Genomic DNA, 22,035 nt, shown 5'->3' with positions numbered 1-22,035 from the left:
CTGGACCGAGGGCTGCGATCACCATCGTCTCCGGACCCCGTACCCGTCGCCTCCCAGGAGACATCCATGCCGAGCCGCCGCCGATTCCTCACCGCGGCTGCCACCGTGCCGGTCGCGGCCACGGCGGTTACGGCATGCGAGGACGGTGAGCAGGCGCTGCCGCCGTCCGACGGCAAGCCCGCCGCCGCCATGCCGGCCGTGCGATCCGGCTCGGGGCGGCTGAACTTCGTGGTGATCCTCGCCGACGACCTCGGCTGGGGCGAGCTCGGCTCCTACGGCCAGAAGCTCATCCGCACCCCGCGCCTGGACGCCCTGGCCGCCGAGGGACTGCGCTTCACCGACGCCTACGCGACCGCCCCCGTCTGCGCGCCCTCCCGCTGCTCGCTGCTCACCGGACTGCACGCGGGCCACTCCACCGTGCGCGAGAACCCCTGGGGCCCCGGCGGCCAAGGCGCCCTGACCGACCGGGACTTCACCTTCGCCGAGGCGCTGCGCTCGCTCGGCTACCGCACCGGCATCATCGGCAAGTGGGGTTTCGGACCCGAGCTGCCGGACCAGCCGAGCCACCCCAACTCCCGTGGTTTCGAGGAGTTCTACGGCTACATCGGGCACCGTCACGCCCACGACTACTTCCCCGACCACCTGTGGCACAACGGCACCCGGCAGGAGATCCCCGCCAACCGCGGCGAGGCCCGCGAGGTCTACGCGCCCGATCTGCTCAAGGAGCGCGCGCTGGCCTTCCTCGACGCGCACCGCGCCGAGCCGTTCCTGCTGTACCTCACCCCGACCCTGCCGCACGCCCCCAGCCACGCACCGGACCAGGGCGAGTACGCCGACCGCCCCTGGCCGGGCCCCGACCGTCGGCACGCGGCCCAGATCACCACCTTCGACAGCCTGGTCGGCGAGGTCGTCGACCGGCTCACCGCGCTCGGCGTCGCCGGTCGCACCCTCGTCCTGGTCACCAGCGACAACGGCCCGCACGAGGAGGGCCGTACGAACCCCGAACTCTTCGACGCCAACGGCCCGTTGCGCGGCTACAAGCGGAACCTCTACGAGGGCGGTGTCCGGGTCCCGCTGATCGCCTGGTCGCCGAGGCACGTCCCGGTCGGCACCACGGACCGGCCCACACCGCTGACGGACCTTCTCCCGACCCTCGCCGACCTGGCCGGGGCCCCCGCCCCGACCGATGTGGACGGACTCTCGCTGGCCCCGCTGCTCCGCGGTTCCGGCCGTCCGGCGGCCCGCCACGACTCCCTGTACTTCTACCGCAATCACAGCGGAGTCACCCCGCGCGCCGACGCCGTCGACCAGGGCCGGGGCCGACGCCTCGCGGAGGCGCTGCGACGTGGCGACCTGAAGGCGGTGCGGTTCGCGCCGGGCGACAACCGGAACGTCCCGGACGACGAGTGGGACGTGGAGCTGTACGACCTGTCCAGGGACCCCGGGGAACAGCACGACCTCGCCGGGGCGCGCCCCGCGCAGACGGACTCGCTGGTGAAGCTGATGCGCAATTCCTGGGCGCCGCCGGACCGTCCGCGCAAGCCGTTCGGCCTGACCCTGCAAGCGGCGGGCCACACCCTGACCGCCACCCTCGCCAACGGCTCCGCCCGCGTCTGGACCGCGCCCCGCCTCACCCTCGGCGCCCCCGGCGGCTGGGACATCCAGGCGCTCGACCCGGTCAGCGCCCCGAGCCTGCGGCCCGGCGACCGGCTGACGGTGCGCTGGCGCGTCACCCCGGCCCGGGTCACCTCCGACACCACCCTCGCCTGCCGGGCCACCGCACGGCACGCGGGCGAGGAAGTGACCTACCTGGCGCGCACGTCGCTGGCCTGAACGCGCGCGACGGCCCCTCCCGGAACCGAGTCGGGAAGGGCCGCCACCGGCGCCGTACGGAGCACACCTCGACCGCCGGCGTTCGGTCACAGGCGTGGCTCCGGCACCGGGATCAGGGGTAGGACACCACCGTCGACGGCACGGTGGAGGTGCCCGACGTCGGCGCTCCGGTGTCGTTGATGACGCACTCGTACTGCCCGTTGCCGCTCAGCGACACCACCAGCAGGCCGTGGAACTTCACTCCGGGCCGTTCCGGGGCGGCGAAGCCGTGGTGCTGCACGATGCTCGGGTTGACGTTGTAGTAGCAGTAACTGCCCATGCCCCAGCCCTCATGGGCGGTGACCTGGTCGCCGACCTTGTACGCCGCGTACCCCTTGACCGAGCCGTTCTGGATCGCGGCCTGGTCGGGCGCGTCGTAGGCCTTCTCGTTCTGGAAGAAGACCGTGCGCCCGCGCTCGCCGTTCCACTGGACGTCGTACTTGTTGAAGTGCTCGACGAACAGGCCGGTCGCGAGGACGTCGGCGCCGTTGACGACGACGCCGTAGTCGGCCCGGTTGGTCTCCCAGCCCACCCCGTCGCCGTGGTCGGCGCGCCAGACCCAGGTGTGGTCGACGATGGTGTGCCGGGCGTTGACGACCATGCTGGTGGTGGCCTTGCCGGGGCCCGCGCCGCCGATCCGGATGAAGACGTCCTGGACGGTGATGGGGTCGGCCGAGTGGTTCCGGGCGGCGCCGTTCGGGCCGACTTCCAGCAGGACGGGCGAGTTGACCGGCCCGGCGTCGATCAGGAAGCCGGCCAGCCGTACGCCGTCGACGTCGGCGACCTTCAGTGCGGTGACGCCGTTGTCGGGGATCAGGGTGGCGTAGCCGAGCCCCAGGACGACCGTGCCCGCGCGCTTGACCCGCACCGGCTGGTCGACGTGGTAGATGCCCGGGGTGAGCAGCAGATGGAGCCCCTGGTCGAGGGCCTGGTTGAGGGTGGCCGCCGAGTCCCCGGGCTTGGCGACATAGAACCGCTCCAGCGGCAGCGAGGTCCCGCGCGGAGTGCCGTTGCCCCAGGTCACACCGCGCGCGTCGGTGCGCAGCGCGGGCAGGAAGACACGGTAGTCGTCGCCGTCGAGGTACAGGAAGGGCTTCTCGCGGGAGCGGGGAGTGGCGTCGAGCGTGGTGTACGGCGGGTTCGGGAAGCCCTGCGCGGGTGCGCCCTCGACGCCGGAGAACACCATGTTCCACACGGCGTTGGTCCAGCCGCCGACCGAGCTGTCCCGGGTGTACCACTGCTGCTGCGAGTACGGGCCGACCGTGCCGTCGATCCGGCTGTCGGCGATGTAGCCGCCGCTCGCCCAACCGTAGCCGGACGGCGCCAGGTTGAGGCCGCCGCGGACATGCATCCGGCGGAACGGCGCGGCCTGGGCGACCGCCCAGCGGTTGGTGCCGCTGACCGGGACGACGGCGAGGTTCTCCGCCGAACGCCAGAAGTTCTGGGTGGCGTTGCCGTCGAACCAGCCGGCGTCGACCGTCACATCGCCGTTGATGGTGGTGTCGTCCGGGGAGAGGCCGAGCCCGGAGATGGAGGTGTAGAAGCCGATCTGGGCGTTGAGGCCGTTGTACGTGCCCGGCTTGAACAGCAGTTGGTAGCGGCCGGTGCCGAACTGCGCAGACTCCTGCTGGGCGAACACCTCGTCGAGCCTGGCCTGGATGCCGGGCGTGGCCGGGTCGAAGACGATCACGTTGGCGCCGAGATCGCCGCCGCCCTTGAGCTTGCGGGGCTTGGCGCGGTCCGTCGCGGGCGCGGCGGAGGCGGTGCCGGACAGCGAGGCGAGCACGGGGGCCGCCGCTGCCGCACCGAGGACGGCTCGTCGCCGCAGGCCGGAGGGCTCGGACGCGGGGGAGTTCGGGGGAGTCGAAGGCATGAAGCGGCTCTCTTCCTTCTTCAACAGGTGTTCAACAGGTGGGGTCGACACGGCCGTTGAGCCTTGGGGTGTCGCGGTCCCCCGTAGCCTCCGGGCGGCGGCACATCATGCGCAACACCTTGACGCGGCCTTCCCTTGAGTTTTAAATCACAACCTAAATTAAGTCCTGAGACTTTACGGGGAACCGGCGCCCCCACACTCCCTGCTCAAGGAGAGCCGCATGCCCACCCGCACCCCGCGCATCCTTCTGACCGCCCTCGGCACGCTCGCCGTGCTGACCATGGGCACCGCCCAGGCCACCCCCGCACCGCAGCAACTCGCAGCTGCGGCGGCCTGGGACACCGACCGCGCCTCGGCCGCGTACACCGCGAACCCGGCCGCCGCCACCGCCTCCGGCAGCGAGAACGCGGACCTGGCCGCCGGCCTCGCCTTCGACGGCAACGGCACGTCCCGCTGGTCCAGCAACTTCGCCGACGACGCCTGGATCCGCCTCGACCTCGGCCAGAACATCCGTATCGACCGCGTCGTCCTCGACTGGGAAGCCGCCTACGGCAAGCGCTACGTCCTGGAGGTCTCGAAGAACGGCACGGACTGGACCCCCTTCTACACGGAGACCGCCGGCACCGGAGGCTCGGTCACCGCCCACACCTACCCGCAGGAGGTCACCGGCCGCTACGTCCGCATGCGCGGCGTCGAACGCGCCACTCCCTGGGGCTACTCCCTCTACTCCTTCAAGGTCTACGGCGGTGAACCGGCCCCCGCCTCGACCACCCGCGCCAACCTGGCCCTGAACCACCCGGCCTACTCGAACGTCTACCAACACGCGGGCAACTCCCCGGCGTTCGTCACCGACGGCGGTTGGCCGGCCGATCTGAAGGCGGACCAGACCCGCTGGTCCAGCGACTGGAACGCGGACCGCTGGGTCTCCGTCGACCTCGGCGCCCGCTCGACGATCGACACGGTCGACCTCTACTGGGAGGCCGCGTTCGCCGTCGACTACGAACTCCAGGTCTCCGACGACAACCGCACCTGGCGCACGGTGTACCGCCCCTCGGCGGCCGAGGTCGCAACCCGCCGCGCGAACGTGAAGTCCCCGGGCGAGGCGGTGGGCCTGCACGACTCGGTCCGCCTGCCGCAACCGGCCACCGGCCGCTACGTCCGCATGCTCGGCAAGGAGCGCCGCTCCTTCTACAACCCGGCCCCCGCGACCGCCCAATTCGGCTACTCGCTCTACGAGTTCCAGGTCTGGGGCACGGGCGGCAGCGCGGAGGCGGCCTACCCGGCGCTCCCCGCGGACCAGTCCGGCGCCTACCGCACCACCTTCTTCGACGACTTCACCAGCGCCTCCCTCGACCGCTCCAAGTGGCGCGTGGTGCGCACCGGCACGGAGATGGGCTCGGTCAACGGCGAGTCCCAGGCGTACGTCGACTCCACCGACAACATCCGTCAGGAGAGCGGAAATCTGATCCTCGAGGCCAAGCACTGCAAGGGCTGCACGAAGGCGGGCGGCGGCACGTACGACTTCACCTCCGGCCGCATCGACACCAACACCAAGTTCGACTTCACCTACGGCCGGGTCAGCGCCCGCATGAAGCTCCCGGTGGGTGACGGGTTCTGGCCCGCGTTCTGGCTGCTCGGCAGCAACGTCGACGACCCGACGGTGTCCTGGCCCGCCTCCGGCGAGACCGACATCATGGAGAACGTCGGCTACGCCGACTGGACCAGCACCGCCCTGCACGGCCCCGGCTACTCCGCCGACGGCAACATCGGCGCCCGCCAGACCTACCCGAACGGCGGCCGGGCCGACCAGTGGCACACCTACGCGGTGGAGTGGACGCCGGTCGGCATGCGGTTCTACGTCGACGACCGGCTGGTCCAGGAGACCTCCCGCAACAAGCTGGAGTCGACCCGGGGTCAGTGGGTCTTCGACCACAACCAGTACGTGATTCTCAACCTCGCGCTGGGCGGCGCCTATCCGGCGGGCTGGAACAAGGTGACGACTCCCTACTGGGGCCTGCCGCAGTCCAGCGTCGACCGGGTCGCGGCCGGGGGAGTGCAGGCCGAGGTGGACTGGGTGCGGGTGGAGCAGAAGGGCTGAGAGTGGAGCAGAAGGGCTGAGAGTGGAGCAGAAGGGCTGAACAACCCAGGTGCGCAGGCCGAACCCGGTGAGTCCGGCCTGCGCACGCAGGGGCTAGACGGTTGCGCGGCCCAGCAGCTCCGCCACGGCATCACACGTCGCCGGATACGCGGTCAGCAGCGCCACGCCCGACGGTGCCGCCGACGCGCCGGACTCCTCCCACCCGGCCTCGCAGCCGAGCAGTTCCGCCACCGCGTCGCAGGTCGCCGGGTGCGCGGAGAGGAGTGCGGCGCCAAGGCGGACGTCGGACCGTGCCCGGGTCGTGGCGAACGGGTCCGCCTGCGGTGCCTTCCAGGGTGGCACCCAGCTGTCCAGCGCCGCGAGCCGCGCCGGGAAGATGCGCCCCGCCTCGCGGATCAGCAGCGGTGCCAGATCCGCCGCTCCGTTCCTCAGGGTGGTGATCAGCAGCGGCAGCCACGGCAGCAGCACCGTGTCCGGCAGCCGCCCGAAGGCGTTCGACACCGCCTCCACGACCACGTCCGCGAGCCCCGGCACCGGCCCCAGTGCGTGCACGAACCCGTTCAGGTAACGCGGATACGCGGACACCACCAGCGGATTGTCCAGCAACTCGTCGCACCGCTCCCGCAGTTCCGCCCGGGACAGCGTGCCGAGCTGCACCTGCGCCGCCCAGAGCAGTGCCGTCTTCGCCGGATCCTCGGGATGCGACTGGGCGACCGCGAGTTCCAGCTGGGTCCGGTCGCAGCCCAGCGACAGCGCCAGGCTCTCCATGGAGAACAGGAAGCCGAGCATGGCCGCGACCTGCCCCACCGTCGCGTCCTCGTCCCGGAACGCCGTCGGCAGCAGGGTGCAGTAGTGGGCGTAACCGGTCTTGACGAACGACTCGATCCACCCCGGCAGCACCGGCTCGCTGGTGCGGTAGTACGCGAGCAGTGCACGCACCCGGCGCAGCACCTCCGGCGCGCCGTCCACACTGCGCTCGCCGGAGAGCACCTTCAGGGCGTGGGAGCCGAGTTCGTCGGCGACCCGGCGGCCGCCCAGGTACAGCAGCGCGTCCTCGACCGCGGCCAGCACGGTCGCCGTCGTCGCCCGCGGATCGTAGGCGTCGCGCCGCAGCCGCTGCTCCAGGACCTGTTCGAGGCTGACACCCTCGTAGCCGAGCTCGATCAGCGCCCGCTGGTGAGTGCCGAGCGCCAGGTCCCACGACTCCTGGATCGACCGCTCACCGAGCCGCCGCTCACCCATGATCGGCCGTGCCGCGCCCTGCGGCAGCAGCCGCCGCAGCATCCACAGCACATCGGAACAGGCCTGGAGCTCCGGCCGCGCCGCCAGGTCCAGCAACGCCCGCCGTACGCCCCGCTGTTCGAGCTTCAGCTCCAGCGGCGCGAGCCGGTCGTACACATCGCGGGCCAGCGGCGGCAGCGAGTCGTAGCCGACCTGGCCGATCCGGTCGCCGCCCATCATGATCTCGACCAGCCGCCGCACGTCCCGCCGCCCGGGCACCCGGTCCTTCTCGATGCAGGTGACGGCGGCGTCCTGGAAGTCGTACGGCGTGGGCTTGGCCCGGTCGCGCACCCCGGCCAGCAGGATCGACGTCTCGAACACGGCGATGGCGTCGGCGGTGGAGGCGAGATAGCCGTTGCGCCGGGCCGCCCGCACGATCTCCACCGACCAGCCGAGCAGTTCGGCCTCGTCCAGCGCGTCGAGCACCGGCGGCCGGCGCAGGAAGCCGGACAGCCGGTCCACGTCGGCCGGGGACTCCGGCACCGGGAGGGCGGCCGTCTTCTTCGCCGTGGACTTCTTCTTCCCGGCCTGCCCCTCCAGCACGTACGGCTTGACCCGGGTCCGCTTCAGGCCCTTCGTCCACTCCGTCGACGCGATCGACACCGAGCCCGCGGCCAGGCCGAACTGCGCCTCGATCGCCGCGTGGCTGGACGGGATCAGCCCGTACTGCCACTTGGTGGCCGTACGCGGGGAGATCGTGAACGTGTCCGTGCTGCCGTGCACGCCGAACTCCTCGACCCGGCTGGCCGCGTGGAACGCCCCGCAGACATACAGGCAGTCCTCCGGATCGGTGCCGCTCGCCGCGAGATGCTCGCGCATCCGGGTCCACATGTATCGCTCGCGGTCCTCGTCGACCCGGACCCGGGACCCGTCGCCCGGGGCCAGCCGCCGGAACAGGCTGCCGATGAGGAACATGACCTGGCGGTAGGTGTCGTGATCGCTGTCGCCGAGGGGGACCTCGACGTACTGGTGCCACCACTCCGACCAGTGCCGCACCTTGCCGTGCCGCAGCAGGTGCTCCTCCAACTCGGCGAAGCGCGGCCGCAGATCGCCGATCTCGACGCCGACGGCCTCGCTGTGCAGCGCGGCCTCCGCCTCAGGGGCCTCGGCTTCGTCGGCCGCCTCCGCGCCCTCGGCGTCGACGGCCCGCTCGCCGCGGGTGTCCCACTGGAACACATGGTCCGAGGACCGGTCGACCAGGACCAGTTCGACGCCCGGGGTGTCCAGGGCGTAGGCGATGGCCTGGTATTCGGCGGACGCCTCGGTGATCGGCGCCACGACCGACAGCGGCGCCCACTCGGCGGGGAAGCCGTCGGCCTCGCCCGCGAACGCCTGTACGGCCACCGGGAGTCGGCAGTTGCGCAGCTCGGTCAGCAGCGGCGCCATGTCCTCGCACAGCTCCAGATACACCACCTTGGGCTGCTTCTCGCGCAGCCGCCGGGCCATGGCGAGCGCCGAGGCCGGGGAGTGGTGGCAGACCGGGAAGATCTCCAGCGGCTCGCGCACCGCCCGGTCGACGTCGTCGACCATGCCGAGGAGGATGCCCTCCAGAGCGTCGGGACCGCCCGCGAACGTGGCCGCGGCCTCCTGGAGTTGCCCGCGGAGCCCGGTGAAGGACGTGCTCTCCTGGGGGCCGCTCATGACAGGGTGGCGATCGCGTCGCGGCCGCCCTCCAGGAACTCGGGCCAGGAGCCGCCCTGTTCCTTGCTGCGCGGCTCGACCACGCCGTGCAGATACTTGTTGAGGATGGCCAGGTCCTCGGGCTCGCGCCGGGTGAGGGAGCCGACCAGCGAGGAGGCGAGGGTGCGGGCGGTCAGGGCGCGCTCGCCGAAGAAGTTGCTGTGCAGGACGGCGTCCTCCAGCACACCGATCTGCTCGGCCGTCGACAGCGCGGACTCCAGCTTCTCGTCGTCGCTTCCCGCCGCGGCGGCGGAGGCGCGCAGATCGGCGAAGCTCTGGAGCAGCACGTCGAGCAGGGTCGGCGGCACGTCCAGTTCGATCGAGTGGCGGCGCAGCAGCTCCTCGGTGCGGAAGCGGACGATCTCCGCCTCGGCCTTCTTGTTCGTCACCACCGGGATGCGGACGAAGTTGAAGCGCCGCTTCAGCGCGGACGACAGGTCGTTGACGCCCCGGTCGCGGCTGTTGGCCGTGGCGATGATGGAGAACCCGGGCTTGGCGAAGACGATGTTGTCGTCGCCGGCGCCGCTCTCCAGCTCGGGCACGGAGATGTACTTCTCGGAGAGGATCGAGATCAGCGCGTCCTGGACGTCGCTGGTGGAGCGGGTCAGCTCCTCGAAGCGGCCGATGGCGCCGCCCTCCATCGCCGTCATGATCGGCGAGGGGATCATCGACTCCCGCGACTGGCCCTTGGCGATCACCATGGACACGTTCCAGGAGTACTTGATGTGGTCCTCGGTGGTGCCGGCCGTGCCCTGCACCACCAGTGTGGAGTTGCGGCAGATCGCGGCGGACAGCAGCTCGGCCAGCCAGCTCTTGCCGGTGCCGGGGTCACCGATGAGCAGCAGTCCGCGGTCGGAGGCGAGGGTGACGATGGACCGCTCCACGAAGCTGCGGTCGCCGAACCACTTCTGCGAGACCTCCCGGTCCAGGCCGTCGGCCCGCTCGGAGCCGAGGATGAACAGCCGGACCATCTTCGGGGACAGCCGCCAGGAGAACGGCTTGGGGCTGTCGTCGATCGACTCCAGCCAGTCGAGCTCCTCGGCGTACTTGATCTCGGCAGGGGCGCGCAGCAGGTCGGACATGAGGGCGATGCCTTTCGATGGGGTGATCACTACGGGGGCGGACACGGCCCCGTGATCAGGTGAGGAACGTCTTGAGCTCGTGCACGAGCTTCTTGATGTGGCCGGAGATCACCGGCGTGCCGAGGTCCTTGAACTTCTCCCGGAACCACGGGTTGACGCTGCCGCGCCCGGAGCTGGTCACCGAGCCCACAGGGATGAACTTCGCCCCTGAGCGGTGGACGGCGGCCATGCTCTCGAACAGCTCGGTGTGGCGCCACTCGTAGAAGTCGGAGATCCACACCACGACGGTGTTGCGCGGCTCGGCGATCTTCGGCTGGGCGAGCGCCATCGCGACGGTGCCGTCGGTGCCGCCGCCGAGCTGGGTCCGCAGCAGCGTCTCGAACGGGTCGTGCGCCCAGGGCGTGAGGTCCAGCGCCTGGGTGTCGTACGCGATCAGGTGGACGTCCACCTTCGGCAGCCCGGCGAAGATGGACGCCAGGATGGTGCAGTTGACCATCGAGTCGACCATCGAACCCGACTGGTCGACGACGACGATCAGCCGCTGGGGCGTGGTCTTGCGGCTGGTGTGCCGGTAATAGAGGCGGTCGACGTAGAGCCGCTCCTCCTCCGGGCTCCAGTTGGTGAGGTTCTTCCAGATGGTGCGGTCGAGGTCGAGGTTGCGGAACACCCGCTTGGGCGGCACGGACCGGTCGAGCTCACCGACCGAGGCCTTCTCCACCTGGGTGCGCAGCACTTCGGTGACCTCGTCGACGTAACGCCGGATCAGCGCCTTGGCGTTGGCGAGGGCGACACCCGAGAGGTTGTCCTTGTCGCGCAGCAACTGCTCGATCAGGGACATGCTCGGCGTCAGCCGGGAGGCCAGTGCCGGGTCGGCCAGTACCTCGCGCAGGTGCATGCGCTTGACCAGGGAGGCCTCGATGGAACCCAGTTCCGGGCCGATCTCGGGGATGAGCCGGCTGAGGTCGGGCGTGCCGCCGCCGATGGCGGTACCGGTCGGGCTGACACCCCCGCCACCGCCCATGGCGCCCCCGACACCGACCCCACCGCCCCGGCCGCCGCGGAGGTCACCGGGCTTGCAGCCGAGCGCCCGCTCCAGCCAGCCCGCGTCGGACTGCCAGCGCGCCAACTGCTCGGCGGTGACGGTGCCCGAGCCGGTGCTGAAGACGTTCAGCAGCACCTTCGACACCAGGGCCGCGCGCCGCACCTCGGCGGCCCGGTCGCGCTCCCCGTCCGCGTCGGCTCCGGGCGTCATCAGCCCGTCGAACTCGGCGGCCAGCTCCGGGTGCCGCTGCACCACGGACTCCACCGACGCCCCCGGGTCGAGCAGCGCGGGCGGCAGGCCGATGTCCTCCACGACGGCCACACTCGCCGACTCCAGACTCGCCTGCTCCTCGGGGTCGAAGAGCCGGGCCAGCAGCCGCCAGTACAGCACCTGCCGCCGGTTCTCGTCCGGAACGGGCTCCGGGTTCTCCTGCACGGTTGGCTCGCTCATTTCCGCAGCAGCCTCCCCGCCCGCTCCCGCAGCACGGTCACCGCGTCGGTCGCGGCCTTCTCGGCCCGCACCCCGGCCTTGTCGGTCGTGCCCCCGGCCCAAGCCCCGGCGTGCACGGCCACGGGCTTCTTGCGCACCGTGCGCTCCACCGCGAGCGGCTGGATCAGGAACTCCCCGGCGTTCCAGCGCAGCAGCCCGAAGCAGGCACCGGAACCGGCGACGGCGTCCGGGGTGAGCGGACCGGCGGCCGGAACCCGCCCGGTGTCGACGGCGAGCCGCTCCCCGGCGACCTGGAACGCCACCGTGCCGTCGTCCTCCGCCGTGTCCACGGCGTACCCCTCCAGCAGGACGGGCACGGCGATCCGGGCCGGATGCCGGTCGAGCGGCGCGGTCGCGCAGGCGACGGCCGCGGGCAGCGCCACCCGCGCGGTGGTGAAGATGTCGGCGGGCTCGCCCGACCGGGCGCGGCCGTCGTCCCACATCAGGTCGCCCTCTCCGGTGAGGGGCATCGCGTCGACCTCCATGGCGCGCCCCTCGCCGACGGCCGTCAGCAGCGACATGTGCGGCCGCAGCAGCTGCCACAGCCCCGCCCCGACGACGGTGTCGGGCTTCGGCGCGGACACCCCGGCCCGCACCAGCCGCGCCGGCCCGCCGTCGGCGGGCTCGAACACCGCGTGCACCTGGGCCTGTACGGCGGTGGCGTGCTCCTGCACGTCGACCCCGAGCGGCAGCAGCCGCCCGGTCACCTCGGTGACGTCGGCCGAGCCGCTCGCGCCGGGCACCGTGAGCAGCATGGCCCGCGACCACAGATCGGCCCACCGCCGTACCGGAACCCGCTCCAGGGTCGCCCCCGGACAGGACGCGGCGAGTTCGGCGGCGAACCCGTCGAGCAGCGTGGCCAGTCGGCGCAGGGACAGCTCGGGCAGCATCGCGGAGACGACGGGCGCGGCGCCGCCGACGAGCTCGTGATCGATGCCCTGCCATCCGGCACGCGCCAGATCGCACAGCCAACTCCGGGCCGCCGCCAGCAGATTGACCGCGGGCTCCACACCCGCGACCGCACCCGGGGCCTCCTCGGCCCGGTTCCGTCCGACGGCCTCCTCGGCCCGCGCGACGAGGGCGTCGTGCACCGAACCCAGCAGCGCGGTGCGAGCGGCCGCGAGCGCGACGAAGTCGTCCTCGCCCGCGGCACCGGCCGCCGTCCGCTCGGCCGCCTCCGCGAGGCGTGCGGCCAGCGGCGACCCGGCGACGGCGTCGGCGAGCGCGGCCAGGCCGGCCGCGTGGGCGGGCGCTGGTCGCAGCAGACCGGCGACCAGCGCCTCGTCGAACCCGTCGACCGCGGCGAGGGCCTCGTCCAGACCGTCGACGGGACCGGTCAGCAGTTCCGTACGCATCAGGCGGCCCCGGTGGTCGGGAACCACTGCATCTCGGGCAACGGGGCGGTGCTCGGCGCCAGTTCGAGATAGGCCAGCTGCCGCAGGAACCGGCTGAACACCTGCGCCGCCGCCGAACTGTCGGCCTGCCCGGGGTGGGTGGAGGTCATGGCATCGAGGACCGCGTTCGCGTCACCGGCGGCCTCGACCCTCAGATACCGCGCCACACGCTCGACGCCGTACTGGAGCACGGCCTCACCGACGAGCGCGCGGATGTGATTGCAGAACCACCCGCGCGCCCCGCCGCAGGGCCGGTTGTTGTTGGTGCTGCAAGCAAAGGCGTACGACCCCGCCGCGACCGACGACACATAGACCCGCCCGATGTCCGACCCACTGGACACCACCCCTTGCAACCGTCCGTCCGCCAGTTCCACGAACGGCACCTTGGCGAGCTTCCGCGGTCGGGCGGGCGGCACCACCCGCACCGTGCTCGACTTCTCCCAGACCGACAACACACCACTCCCATGCATGCCAAAGGGGACGTCCTCGCCAGAGCGGCGGGACATCCAGAAACCTACTGGGAGCCACTGACATCGCAGTCCGGAACGACGGCACGGACGGGTGGGTCAGGCTTCCGGCGGCCGCCACCCCAGCGCCCGCGAGATTCCCCGCGCCGCGATCCGCACGGCCGGGGCCAGCACCGGGACCTGGGCGTCCGCCTCGGGCACCACCACCGACACGGCCGCGACCACCGCGCCACCGGGACCGCGCACCGCGGCGGCCACCGACAGCGCGTCGTCGGTGACCTGACGGCTGCTCACCGCCACACCCGTGCGCCGCACCTCGGCCAGCTCGCGACGGAGCCGGACCGGGTCGGTGATGGTGTACGGGGTGAAGGCGGCCAAGGGACCCGCGCAGTACTCCTCCTGCCGGGCGGGCTCGTCATGGGCCAGCAACGCCAGGCCCACGCCGGTGGCGTGCAGGGGCCAACGCGCACCGACCCGGATGTGCACGCCCACCGCCGAACGCCCCGACAGCCACTCGATGTAGACGACCTCCCCGCCGTCCCGCACCGCCAACTGCACGTTCTCATGGGTGGCTTCGTACAGATCCTCCAGATACGGCAGTGCCACCTGTCGCAGCGCCAGCCCGCGCGGTGCCAGCGCCGCCACCTCCCACAGCCTGAGCCCCACGTGGTAGACGCCGGAGGGATCGCGCTCCAGGGCGCCCCACTCGGTGAGGGCGCCCACCAGCCGGTGCGCGGTGGTCAGGCTCAGTCCGGCCCGTCGGCTGATGTCCGTCAGGCTCAGGGCCGGGTGCTCGTGGTCGAAGGCGGCGAGCACGGACAGCAGCCGGTCGGGCGCGGAGCGAGGCGTCATGGCCGGGCGTCTCCCGGATGGGCGAGGTCGTAGGGGCGAGGGTAGGGGGCGGGCCGGTATGCGGAGTAGCGGGCGCCCGTGGCCGGATCCTCCTGCTGAGCAAGGGAGTTGAGCTCTGTCGGTGACACGTCCCAGTGGCCCGTGTCCAGCCGGGACTCCAGGGCTCGCAGGGCGCCCAGCATCTCACCCGGGGTGAAAGTGCAGTGGCCCGGCGCGGCCACATAGGCCTGCGCCAGCAGTCGGCCCGCCCCTGCCGCGGTGGCGGCTCTGCGGTAGGCGCTCTCCGACTGCACGGGGATCAGGGTGTCGCCGGTGGTGTGGATGTTCAACTGGGGGTCGGTGAGACGCCCCTTGAAGACGCTGGTGTCCCGCATCCACCGTACGGCCGAGGCATCGGCTCTGATGCGGGGTGCGCGGTTGAGGGACGCGAGGTCGGTGCCCAGGGACGCGCCCGCCTCCTTGTAGAGGTCGGCCACCTCCTTGTGGAACGGCGAGCGGCGGAGCATCGCCGTGTAGTCCACGCCCGTGTTCCAGGACGGGTTGCCGCCCGCCCTGCTCTCCGCCTCCTGGCGCCAGCTGAAGGCGGGGAGTTGGATGAGCCCCGCGATGTCGTCGGCGGGGATGTTGTGCAGGGCCGCGGCGAGGGCGATGCGGGCGCGGCCCTCCGGAGTCTCCTGCGCGGCCGTGATCTCGGCGCCCAGGGTCCTCGCGGCGTTCTGCGCCTCGGCCCGGTCGGTGAATCCGGTGAGCGGGACGTCCGTGCCGAGCAGGGTCTTCAGCGCGAACACCGGGTCCAGCGTGCTGTTCCAGTTCGCCACCCCGCCCTGCACCAGACCGCACATCGACAGCGAGCCGTCGAAGCGGCCGGCGTGGCGTTCGGCGAGGGTGGTCGTCACCAGACCGCCGTAGGAGGTGCCCCAGGCCAGGGTGCGGTCGGCCGCGCCGAACTTCTCCGTGAACACGTCGAGCGTGCCGAGCTGGTCGGGCACCGCCTCGGTGACGGACCAGCCGGTGGTGGCGTAGGAGGAGCCGATGAGGGCGTATCCCTGTTCCAGGAGCTTGTCCCGGGTGGCCGAATCCGGCGCGTTCTGGGGCGGGTTGGGCCATCCGGCGGCCCGGTAGCCGTGGCTGTACAGCAGGACCGTGCCGTTCCAGTCGGCCGGGACGTCCATCAAGTAGGTGGCGCCCGAGGGGAGTTGGCCCTCCAGGTGGGTGTCCGAGGCGGGCAGAGCGGCGGCTGTGGTCAGGGTGACCGCCAGTGCGACGACGACAAGTGTTCTCAACGGGGTGTCCCTTCCGGGGTGGGGGTCGCGGAACGGATCGTGCCGGGTTCCAGAGTGTCGGTGTGCGTCTCGCGGATCCGCCACACCGTCAGCGCGGTGATCGCGGCGCCGCAGCACAGCAGCAGGGAGACGGGCGTGCTGCCACCGCCGTTGGAGGCGAGCAGCCCGCTCGCGATCAGCGGGGAGAAGCCCGCGCCGACCAGGGTGGCCGCCTGGTAGCCGAGGGAGGCGCCGGTGTAGCGGACCCGGGTGCCGAACATCTCGGTGAGCAGGGCGCCCAGCGGGCCGTACATCGTGGACTGGGCCACGCCGTGACCGAGTGCGAGGGCGAGGATCAGCAGCCCGGGGGAGCCGGAGTCGACGAGCGCGAGGACCGGGAAGGCGAGCGCTGCGGAGGCGAGGGCGCCGGTCAGCACCACGGGCCGACGGCCCACCCGGTCGGACAGCGCGGAGGCGGTGGGCAGGACCAGCAGGGCGACGGCGGAGGCGACGGTCACCGCGGTGAGGACCTGCGGGCGGCTGTAGCCCTCATCGACGGCGTACGAGATCATGAAACTGGTCAGCAGGGACTGCGCGGTGAACGCGCCGATGCCGACACACGCCGCCAGCACCACCGGCTTCGGGCGCCGCAACACCTCCAGCACGGGCGGCCGTTCGCGCGGCGCGGGCTTGGTGAACAGCGGGCTCTCCGCGACCTTGAGCCGGACGAACAGGCCGACGCCCAGCAGCACGACGCTCAGCAGGAACGGCACCCGCCAGCCCCAGGAGCGGAAGTCGTCGTCGGGCAGCGCGGAGACCAGGGTGACGACCCCGGCCGAGAGCAAGGAGCCGAGCGGCGCCCCGAGTTGGGTGAAGCTGGACCACAGTCCGCGCCGGGTGCCCTGGGTGCGTTCGGCGTGCTCGACGACCATCAGGGTGGCGCCGCCCCACTCACCGCCGATCGCGACGCCCTGCACCACGCGGAGCAGGACCAGCAGCACGGGCGCCCAGACGCCGATCGCGTCGTAGGTGGGCAGCAGGCCGATCAGGAAACTGCCGCTGCCCATCAGGAGCATGGTCAGCAGCATCATCGACTTACGGCCGACCCGGTCGCCGAAGTGGCCGAAGAGGATGCCGCCGAGGGGACGCGCCAGATATCCGGCGGCGAAGGTGCCGAAGGCGGCGACGGTGCCGACGGCGGGGTCGGCTTCGGGGAAGAACAGGTCGCCGAAGACCAGCGCGGCGACCGTGCCGTAGACGAGGAAGTCGTAGAACTCGACGGCCGTGCCGAGCAGGCCGGAGAGGGCGACGGTGCGCAACTGCCGGGATTCCGGGGTCGGCTGAGGGGATGGCTGCACGGGGAGCTCCCTGGGGACGAGGGGCGGGATGCCCCCGTGAAGTTAGGCAGCTCCTGTGCGGCCGTCAATCATTTGCACAACATCAGTTCGTCGGCTTCTCCTCGGCGATCCGCAGCAGGAGGGCGTGCAGGGTCTCCCGCTCCCGCGCGTCGAGCGGCCCCAGCAGCTCGCCCGAGACCCGCAGTGCCGACTCGTCGGTGTCGCGGAGGAAGGCGCGCCCGGCCTCGGTCGGGACGACGATGCGGCTGCGGCGGTCGTCGGGGGCGGGGCGGCGCTCGGCGAAGCCCAGCTTCTCCAGGTCGTCGACCAGGCCGACGATCGCGCTCGGGTCGTAGCCGAGCCGGGCGCTCAGCTCCCGCTGGAGGGCGCCTTCGCCGGTGGCGAGGAAGCGCAGCACCGCATAGTGGCGCAGCCGCAGTCCGGACTCCTGGAGGCAGGCGTTGAACAGCTGGCCGGAGCGCAGGCCCAGGCGGTAGAGCAGGTAGCCCGTGTCCGCGTGCAGTTCACGCATCCAGGGCTCGTTCGCGTCGATGGCGGTCGTCTTCATGGCCCCAGTCTTTCGCAGTCGGCGGTTGGGGACAACTATTGACGTCACCAATTATTGCTCTTAGCTTCGATCTCCGTCACGTCACACCATCTCGCGAAGGGATTCGCCCGTGCCCAGCATCGATCTCACCGGCAAGGTCGCCGTCGTCACCGGCAGCGGCCGGGGCCTCGGCCTCGCCTACGCGCACGCCCTGGCCGCCCACGGCGCCTCGGTCGTCGTCAACGACCTCGACGAGGCGATCGCCGCGCAGGCCGCGAAGTCGATCACCGAGGCGGGCGGCACGGCCGTCGCCGAGACCGTCGCGGTCGGTACGGCCGAGGCCGCGGACCGGCTCGTCGGGCGGGCCGTCGCCGAGTACGGACGGCTGGACGTCCTCGTCACCAACGCCGGCATCCTGCGCGACAAGGTGCTGTGGAAGATGACCGACGACGACTTCGACGCCGTGGTCAGCACCCATCTGCGGGGCACCTTCACCTGCGCCCGTGCCGCCGCCGTCCGGATGCGCGAGCAGGGCGAGGGCGGCAGCCTGATCCTGGTCGGCTCCCCGGCCGGGCAGCGCGGCAACTTCGGGCAGACCAACTACGCGGCGGCCAAGGCGGGCATCGCCGCGATGGCCCGTACCTGGTCGATGGAACTGGCCCGCGCGGGGATCACCGTCAACGCGATCGTGCCGGTCGCCGCGACCGCGATGACCGAGACCATCCCCGCCTTCGCGCCCTACGTGGAGGCGCTGCGGGCCGGCGAGCCGCTCCCCGGCTTCCTCCGCAAGGGCGAGGGCTTCGGCACCCCCGAGGACTGCGCGGCCCTCGTCCCCTTCCTGGCCTCCGCCGCGGCCCGGGAGATCACCGGTCAGTGCATCGCCATCGGCGGCGACAAGGTGGCACTCTGGTCGCATCCGCAGGAGATCAGCACGGCCTACGCCGACGGCGGCTGGACCCCCGAAACCCTCGCCGACGCCTGGTCGGCCTCGGTCGGCGCCGAACTCCAGTCGGTCGGCATCCCGGCGCCGAAGCTCCCGGAGGCGTGATGGACCCCGACAAGCTGGTCGCGATCGACGTCCACACCCACGCCGAGGTCTCCTCCCGGGGGCACTCCTCGCTCGCCGACGACCTGCACGACGCCTCCTCCGCCTACTTCAAGGTCGAGGGCAAGCGGAAGCCGACGCTGGAGGAGACTGCCGCCTACTACCGGGAGCGGAACATGGCCGCCGTGATCTTCACGGTGGACGCCGAGTCCGCCACCGGTACCCCGCCGGTCCCGAACGAGGAGGTCGCCGAGGCCGCGGCCGCCAACTCCGACGTCCTCATCCCCTTCGCCTCCATCGACCCGTTCCGCGGCAGGGCGGGCGTGCAGCAGGCCCGCCGGCTGGTCGAGGAGTACGGGGTGAAGGGGTTCAAGTTCCACCCCAGCATCCAGGGCTTCTTCCCCGACGACCGCGCGGTGGCGTACGGCCTCTACGAGCTGATCGAGGAGACCGGCACGATCGCCCTCTTCCACACCGGGCAGACCGGCATCGGCGCCGGAGTCCCCGGCGGGGGCGGGATCCGGCTGAAGTACTCCAACCCGCTCCACATCGACGACGTGGCCGCCGACTTCCCGCACCTGAAGATCATCCTGGCGCACCCCTCCTTCCCCTGGCAGGACGAGGCCCTCGCCGTCGCCACCCACAAGCCCGGCGTGCACATCGACCTGTCCGGCTGGTCGCCGAAGTACTTCCCGCCGCAGCTCGTGCGGTACGCCAACACCCTGCTCAAGGACAAGGTCCTCTTCGGCTCGGACTTCCCCGTCCTCACCCCCGATCGCTGGCTCGCCGACTTCGCGAAGCTGGAGATCAAGGACGAGGTCAGGCCGAAGATCCTCAAGGAGAACGCCGCCCGACTTCTCGGGCTGAAGACACCGTAAAGGGGCGCCCGATGCGCAACGAGGGAACCGGCTCATGGCCCGCACGCCGGGCCCGCAAGACCCCGCACCGCACCGCCCTGGTCCACGGCGACACGACCCGGACGTACGCCGAACTGCACGACCGCGTCACCCGGCTCGCCCACGCCCTGCGCGCCCGGGGCCTGCGCCGCGGCGACCGGATCGCCTACCTCGGCCCCAACCACCCCTCCTACCTGGAGACCCTGTTCGCCGCGGGCACCCTGGGCGCGGTCTTCGTCCCGCTCAACACCCGCCTCGCCGGACCGGAGATCGCCTACCAGCTCACCGACTCCGGTGCCAAGGCACTGATCCACGGCCCCTCGCACACCGCCCTCGTCGCCGGGCTCCCGGGCAGCACGGATGTCCGGCTGTACGTCGAAGTGGGCCCTGAATACGAGGAGTTGCTGGCCTCATCGGAAGGCGACCCCATCGACGAGCCGGTCGCCCCCGACGACACCTGCGTCATCATGTACACCTCGGGCACGACCGGTCGCCCCAAGGGCGCGATGCTCACCCACGCCAACCTCACCTGGAACGCGATCAACGTCCTGATCGACCACGATCTGACGGCCGGTGAACGCGCCCTGGTCTCCGCCCCGTTGTTCCACACGGCGGCGCTGAACATGCTGACGCTGCCGGTCCTGCTCAAGGGCGGCACCTGCGTCCTGACCGAGTCGTTCGACCCGGCGGCCACCTTGGAGCTGATCCAACAGCACCGGATCACCTTCATGTTCGGGGTGCCGACCATGTTCGAGCAGCTGGCCCGGCACCCGCGCTGGGCCGACGCCGACCTGTCCTCGCTGCGGATCCTCACCTGCGGCGGCTCCCCGGTGCCGACGCCCCTGATCGCCGCGTACCAGCAGCGCGGCCTCACCTTCCTCCAGGGCTACGGCATGACCGAGGCCTCGCCCGGAACGCTGTTCCTGGACGCCGAGCACGCCGTGCGCAAGGCGGGCTCGGCCGGGGTGCCGCACTTCTTCAGCGACGTACGGGTCGTGCGTCCTGACCTGGCGCCCGTCGACGCGGGAGAAGCCGGCGAGATCATCGTCCGCGGACCGCATGTCATGCCCGGCTACTGGGGCCTGCCCGAGGAGACCGCCGCCGCCTTCACCGACGGCTGGTTCCGCAGCGGGGACGCGGCCCGGGTAGACGAGGACGGGTACGTCTTCATCGTCGACCGCATCAAGGACATGATCATCTCGGGCGGCGAGAACATCTACCCCGCCGAGATCGAGGATCTGCTCCTCGCCCACCCGGACATCGACGAGTGCGCGGTCATCGGCGTGCCCGACGACAAGTGGGGCGAGGTCCCGCGCGCGGTCGTCGTCCCCCGCGAGGGCGCCTCACCCGACCCGGACGAGATCCTCGCCTCCCTCTCCGGTCGCCTCGCCAAGTACAAGATCCCCAAATCGGTGGTCCTCGCGGACGAACTCCCGCGCACCGCCTCCGGAAAGCTCCTCAAGTCCCGTGTCCGCAGTCGGTACGGAAACAAGTAAGGAACCCCATGAGCATCACCGTGAACGGCCTCGACGCACTGAAGAAGCTCGCCGGGAACGACCTCGGCACCAGCGAGTGGATCGAGGTCACCCAGGACCGCATCGACACCTTCGCCGACGCGACGGGGGACCACCAGTGGATCCATGTGGACCCGGAGCGGGCCGCGGCGGGACCCTTCGGTGCTCCCATTGCCCACGGCTATCTGACCCTTTCGCTCTTCATCCCGCTCTTCACCGAGCTGCTCGACGTCCAGGGCGTCGCCACGAAGGTCAACTACGGTCTGGACAAGGTGCGTTTCCCGGCGCCGGTGAAGGTCGGCTCGCGCATCCGCCTGACCGGAAAGCTCGCCGAGGTCACCGAGGTGCCCGGTGGGGTGCAGATCGCCGTGGACGGCACGATCGAGATCGAGGACGGCCCGAAGCCCGCGGCCGTGCTGCGCAGCCTGTCGAGGTTCTACGCCTGATCCGCGGGCGAAGGCGCCGGGTCCTCGCGCACCGGCACCAGGTCGAGGAGTCGCTCCGCCGCCGCGTCAGCCAGCGGGGTCAGTCGCTCATGGACGGAGCGGAACGTCTTCTCGGCCCGGTCCGCCGGCCAGTCCTCGGGCAGATGGCGCACCGGCAGCCGGGGGTCGCGGCGGATCAGCCGCAGCCACTCCGCCTGGAGCCGCAGTCGTAGGGCGAGCGCGTCGTCGGCGTCCGGGGGGTCCGTCTCCCACGGCAGCCAGCGGGACCTGAACGCCTCGTAGCGGGCGGCGAGTTCGGACAGTTCCCAGGTCTCCTCGATCATCGCGCCGATATCGGTGCCGGAGTCCGCGTGCGCGCGGAAGACCTTCACATGGGCGGACAGGCCCAACTCGGCGACCAGGGACGACACATCGACCTCGCCCGGGGCGATCCACAGGCCGTTGAACAGCGGTCCGAAGCCGCTCCAGGTGAGCTGGGAGCGCAGATCGTGGCGCTGGCGCTGCCAGGACTCCGGCAGTGAGAAGCCGAGCAGGGTCCAGGTGCCGTCCCACTGCCGGTTGACCGCGCCGGTGTGCCAGATCCGGCGTTCGCCGTCGCGCAGGACGGAGGTGGAGCGGTCGGTCAGCCCGAAGTACATGCGGCGCCCCTCGCGCTGGCGGCGCAGCAGGCCCCGGTTCACCATCCGGGTCAGCGTCGAGCGCGTCGCCTGCTCGCCGACGCCCGCGCGGCCCAGCACGTCGATCACGCTGCCCGAGTACACGCAGACGTCCCGGCCGAGCACCTGCTCGCCCAGGAACGTCAGCATGAGGGACTGGGGCCGCAGCGACTCTTCCGTGGTCACGCGGCCACCGTAACCC

17 protein-coding genes are annotated in these 22,035 nt (G+C 71.6%); 6 read left to right on the top strand and 11 right to left on the bottom strand.

Annotated features, from left to right (window positions below; all coding sequences use genetic code 11):
• Positions 1–66: 66 nt before the first annotated feature.
• Positions 67–1,833, top strand: a complete 1,767-nt coding sequence (locus BN159_RS47430; protein ID WP_015656571.1) for a sulfatase-like hydrolase/transferase — start codon at positions 67–69, stop codon at positions 1,831–1,833.
• 112 nt (positions 1,834–1,945) lie between these two features.
• On the opposite strand, the gene BN159_RS08705 is transcribed toward BN159_RS47430, so the two are convergent.
• Positions 1,946–3,745 (bottom strand): hypothetical protein, encoded by a 1,800-nt coding sequence (locus BN159_RS08705; RefSeq protein WP_015656570.1) that lies wholly within the window; start codon positions 3,743–3,745, stop codon positions 1,946–1,948.
• A 220-nt stretch (positions 3,746–3,965) separates the two neighbouring features.
• Between BN159_RS08705 and BN159_RS08700 the strand changes: the two genes are divergently transcribed.
• Positions 3,966–5,843, top strand: coding sequence for a discoidin domain-containing protein (locus tag BN159_RS08700; RefSeq protein ID WP_015656569.1), 1,878 nt, complete (start codon positions 3,966–3,968; stop codon positions 5,841–5,843).
• A gap of 93 nt (positions 5,844–5,936) precedes the next feature.
• On the opposite strand, the gene BN159_RS08695 is transcribed toward BN159_RS08700, so the two are convergent.
• The 9 genes from BN159_RS08695 to BN159_RS08655 all read right to left on the bottom strand — a co-directional run bounded on the left by BN159_RS08695 (position 5,937) and on the right by BN159_RS08655 (position 17,297).
• Positions 5,937–8,765 (bottom strand): DUF5682 family protein, encoded by a 2,829-nt coding sequence (locus BN159_RS08695; RefSeq protein ID WP_015656568.1) that lies wholly within the window; start codon positions 8,763–8,765, stop codon positions 5,937–5,939.
• Positions 8,762–9,886 carry an ATP-binding protein gene (locus BN159_RS08690; RefSeq protein ID WP_015656567.1) on the bottom strand — a complete coding sequence of 375 codons (1,125 nt, stop codon included), beginning with the start codon at positions 9,884–9,886 and terminating at the stop codon, positions 8,762–8,764. Before BN159_RS08690 ends, BN159_RS08695 begins: the two co-directional genes overlap by 4 nt.
• A 55-nt stretch (positions 9,887–9,941) precedes the next feature.
• On the bottom strand, positions 9,942–11,378 hold the full coding sequence (locus BN159_RS08685; RefSeq protein WP_015656566.1) for a vWA domain-containing protein: 1,437 nt from the start codon (positions 11,376–11,378) through the stop codon (positions 9,942–9,944).
• Positions 11,375–12,772 (bottom strand): hypothetical protein, encoded by a 1,398-nt coding sequence (locus tag BN159_RS08680; RefSeq protein WP_015656565.1) that lies wholly within the window; start codon positions 12,770–12,772, stop codon positions 11,375–11,377. Before BN159_RS08680 ends, BN159_RS08685 begins: the two co-directional genes overlap by 4 nt.
• Entirely contained in the window at positions 12,772–13,281 is a 510-nt protein-coding gene (locus BN159_RS08675; protein WP_193384321.1) for a hypothetical protein, read from the bottom strand. The genes BN159_RS08680 and BN159_RS08675 overlap by 1 nt, the downstream gene beginning before the upstream one ends.
• Before the next feature lie 96 nt (positions 13,282–13,377).
• The gene (locus BN159_RS08670; protein ID WP_015656563.1) at positions 13,378–14,130 is read right to left on the bottom strand and encodes an IclR family transcriptional regulator; all 753 of its coding nucleotides are present in this window, start codon (positions 14,128–14,130) and stop codon (positions 13,378–13,380) included.
• Positions 14,127–15,413, bottom strand: coding sequence for an alpha/beta hydrolase family protein (locus tag BN159_RS08665; RefSeq protein ID WP_015656562.1), 1,287 nt, complete (start codon positions 15,411–15,413; stop codon positions 14,127–14,129). Before BN159_RS08665 ends, BN159_RS08670 begins: the two co-directional genes overlap by 4 nt.
• A complete protein-coding gene (locus tag BN159_RS08660; RefSeq protein WP_015656561.1) occupies positions 15,410–16,750 on the bottom strand; it encodes an MFS transporter in 1,341 nt (446 codons plus the stop codon). The genes BN159_RS08665 and BN159_RS08660 overlap by 4 nt, the downstream gene beginning before the upstream one ends.
• An 82-nt stretch (positions 16,751–16,832) precedes the next feature.
• Entirely contained in the window at positions 16,833–17,297 is a 465-nt protein-coding gene (locus BN159_RS08655; RefSeq protein WP_015656560.1) for a MarR family winged helix-turn-helix transcriptional regulator, read from the bottom strand.
• A gap of 109 nt (positions 17,298–17,406) precedes the next feature.
• Here BN159_RS08655 and BN159_RS08650 point away from each other — a divergent pair, with 109 nt between their 5' ends.
• The 4 genes from BN159_RS08650 to BN159_RS08635 are packed head-to-tail and all read left to right on the top strand — an operon-like array spanning position 17,407 to position 21,177.
• Complete coding sequence (locus BN159_RS08650) at positions 17,407–18,324, top strand: SDR family NAD(P)-dependent oxidoreductase (RefSeq protein ID WP_015656559.1); 918 nt, start codon at positions 17,407–17,409, stop codon at positions 18,322–18,324.
• Positions 18,324–19,199, top strand: coding sequence for a 4-hydroxyphenyl-beta-ketoacyl-CoA hydrolase (locus BN159_RS08645; RefSeq protein WP_015656558.1), 876 nt, complete (start codon positions 18,324–18,326; stop codon positions 19,197–19,199). Before BN159_RS08650 ends, BN159_RS08645 begins: the two co-directional genes overlap by 1 nt.
• Before the next feature lie 11 nt (positions 19,200–19,210).
• Positions 19,211–20,713: an o-succinylbenzoate--CoA ligase gene (gene menE / locus BN159_RS08640; RefSeq protein ID WP_015656557.1), complete on the top strand. Its 1,503-nt coding sequence runs from the start codon at positions 19,211–19,213 to the stop codon at positions 20,711–20,713.
• 8 nt (positions 20,714–20,721) lie between these two features.
• Positions 20,722–21,177, top strand: coding sequence for a MaoC family dehydratase (locus BN159_RS08635; protein ID WP_015656556.1), 456 nt, complete (start codon positions 20,722–20,724; stop codon positions 21,175–21,177).
• On the opposite strand, the gene BN159_RS08630 is transcribed toward BN159_RS08635, so the two are convergent.
• Positions 21,168–22,019, bottom strand: a complete 852-nt coding sequence (locus BN159_RS08630) for a PaaX family transcriptional regulator (RefSeq protein WP_015656555.1) — start codon at positions 22,017–22,019, stop codon at positions 21,168–21,170. The genes BN159_RS08635 and BN159_RS08630 overlap by 10 nt on opposite strands.
• Between the last annotated feature and the right edge of the window lie 16 nt (positions 22,020–22,035).

Origin of the sequence: Streptomyces davaonensis JCM 4913, from assembly GCF_000349325.1 — a bacterium.
GTDB lineage: Bacteria > Actinomycetota > Actinomycetes > Streptomycetales > Streptomycetaceae > Streptomyces > Streptomyces davaonensis.
The sequence above is the reverse complement of the archived record's forward strand: the minus strand, read 5'-3'. Positions and strand labels throughout refer to the sequence as shown.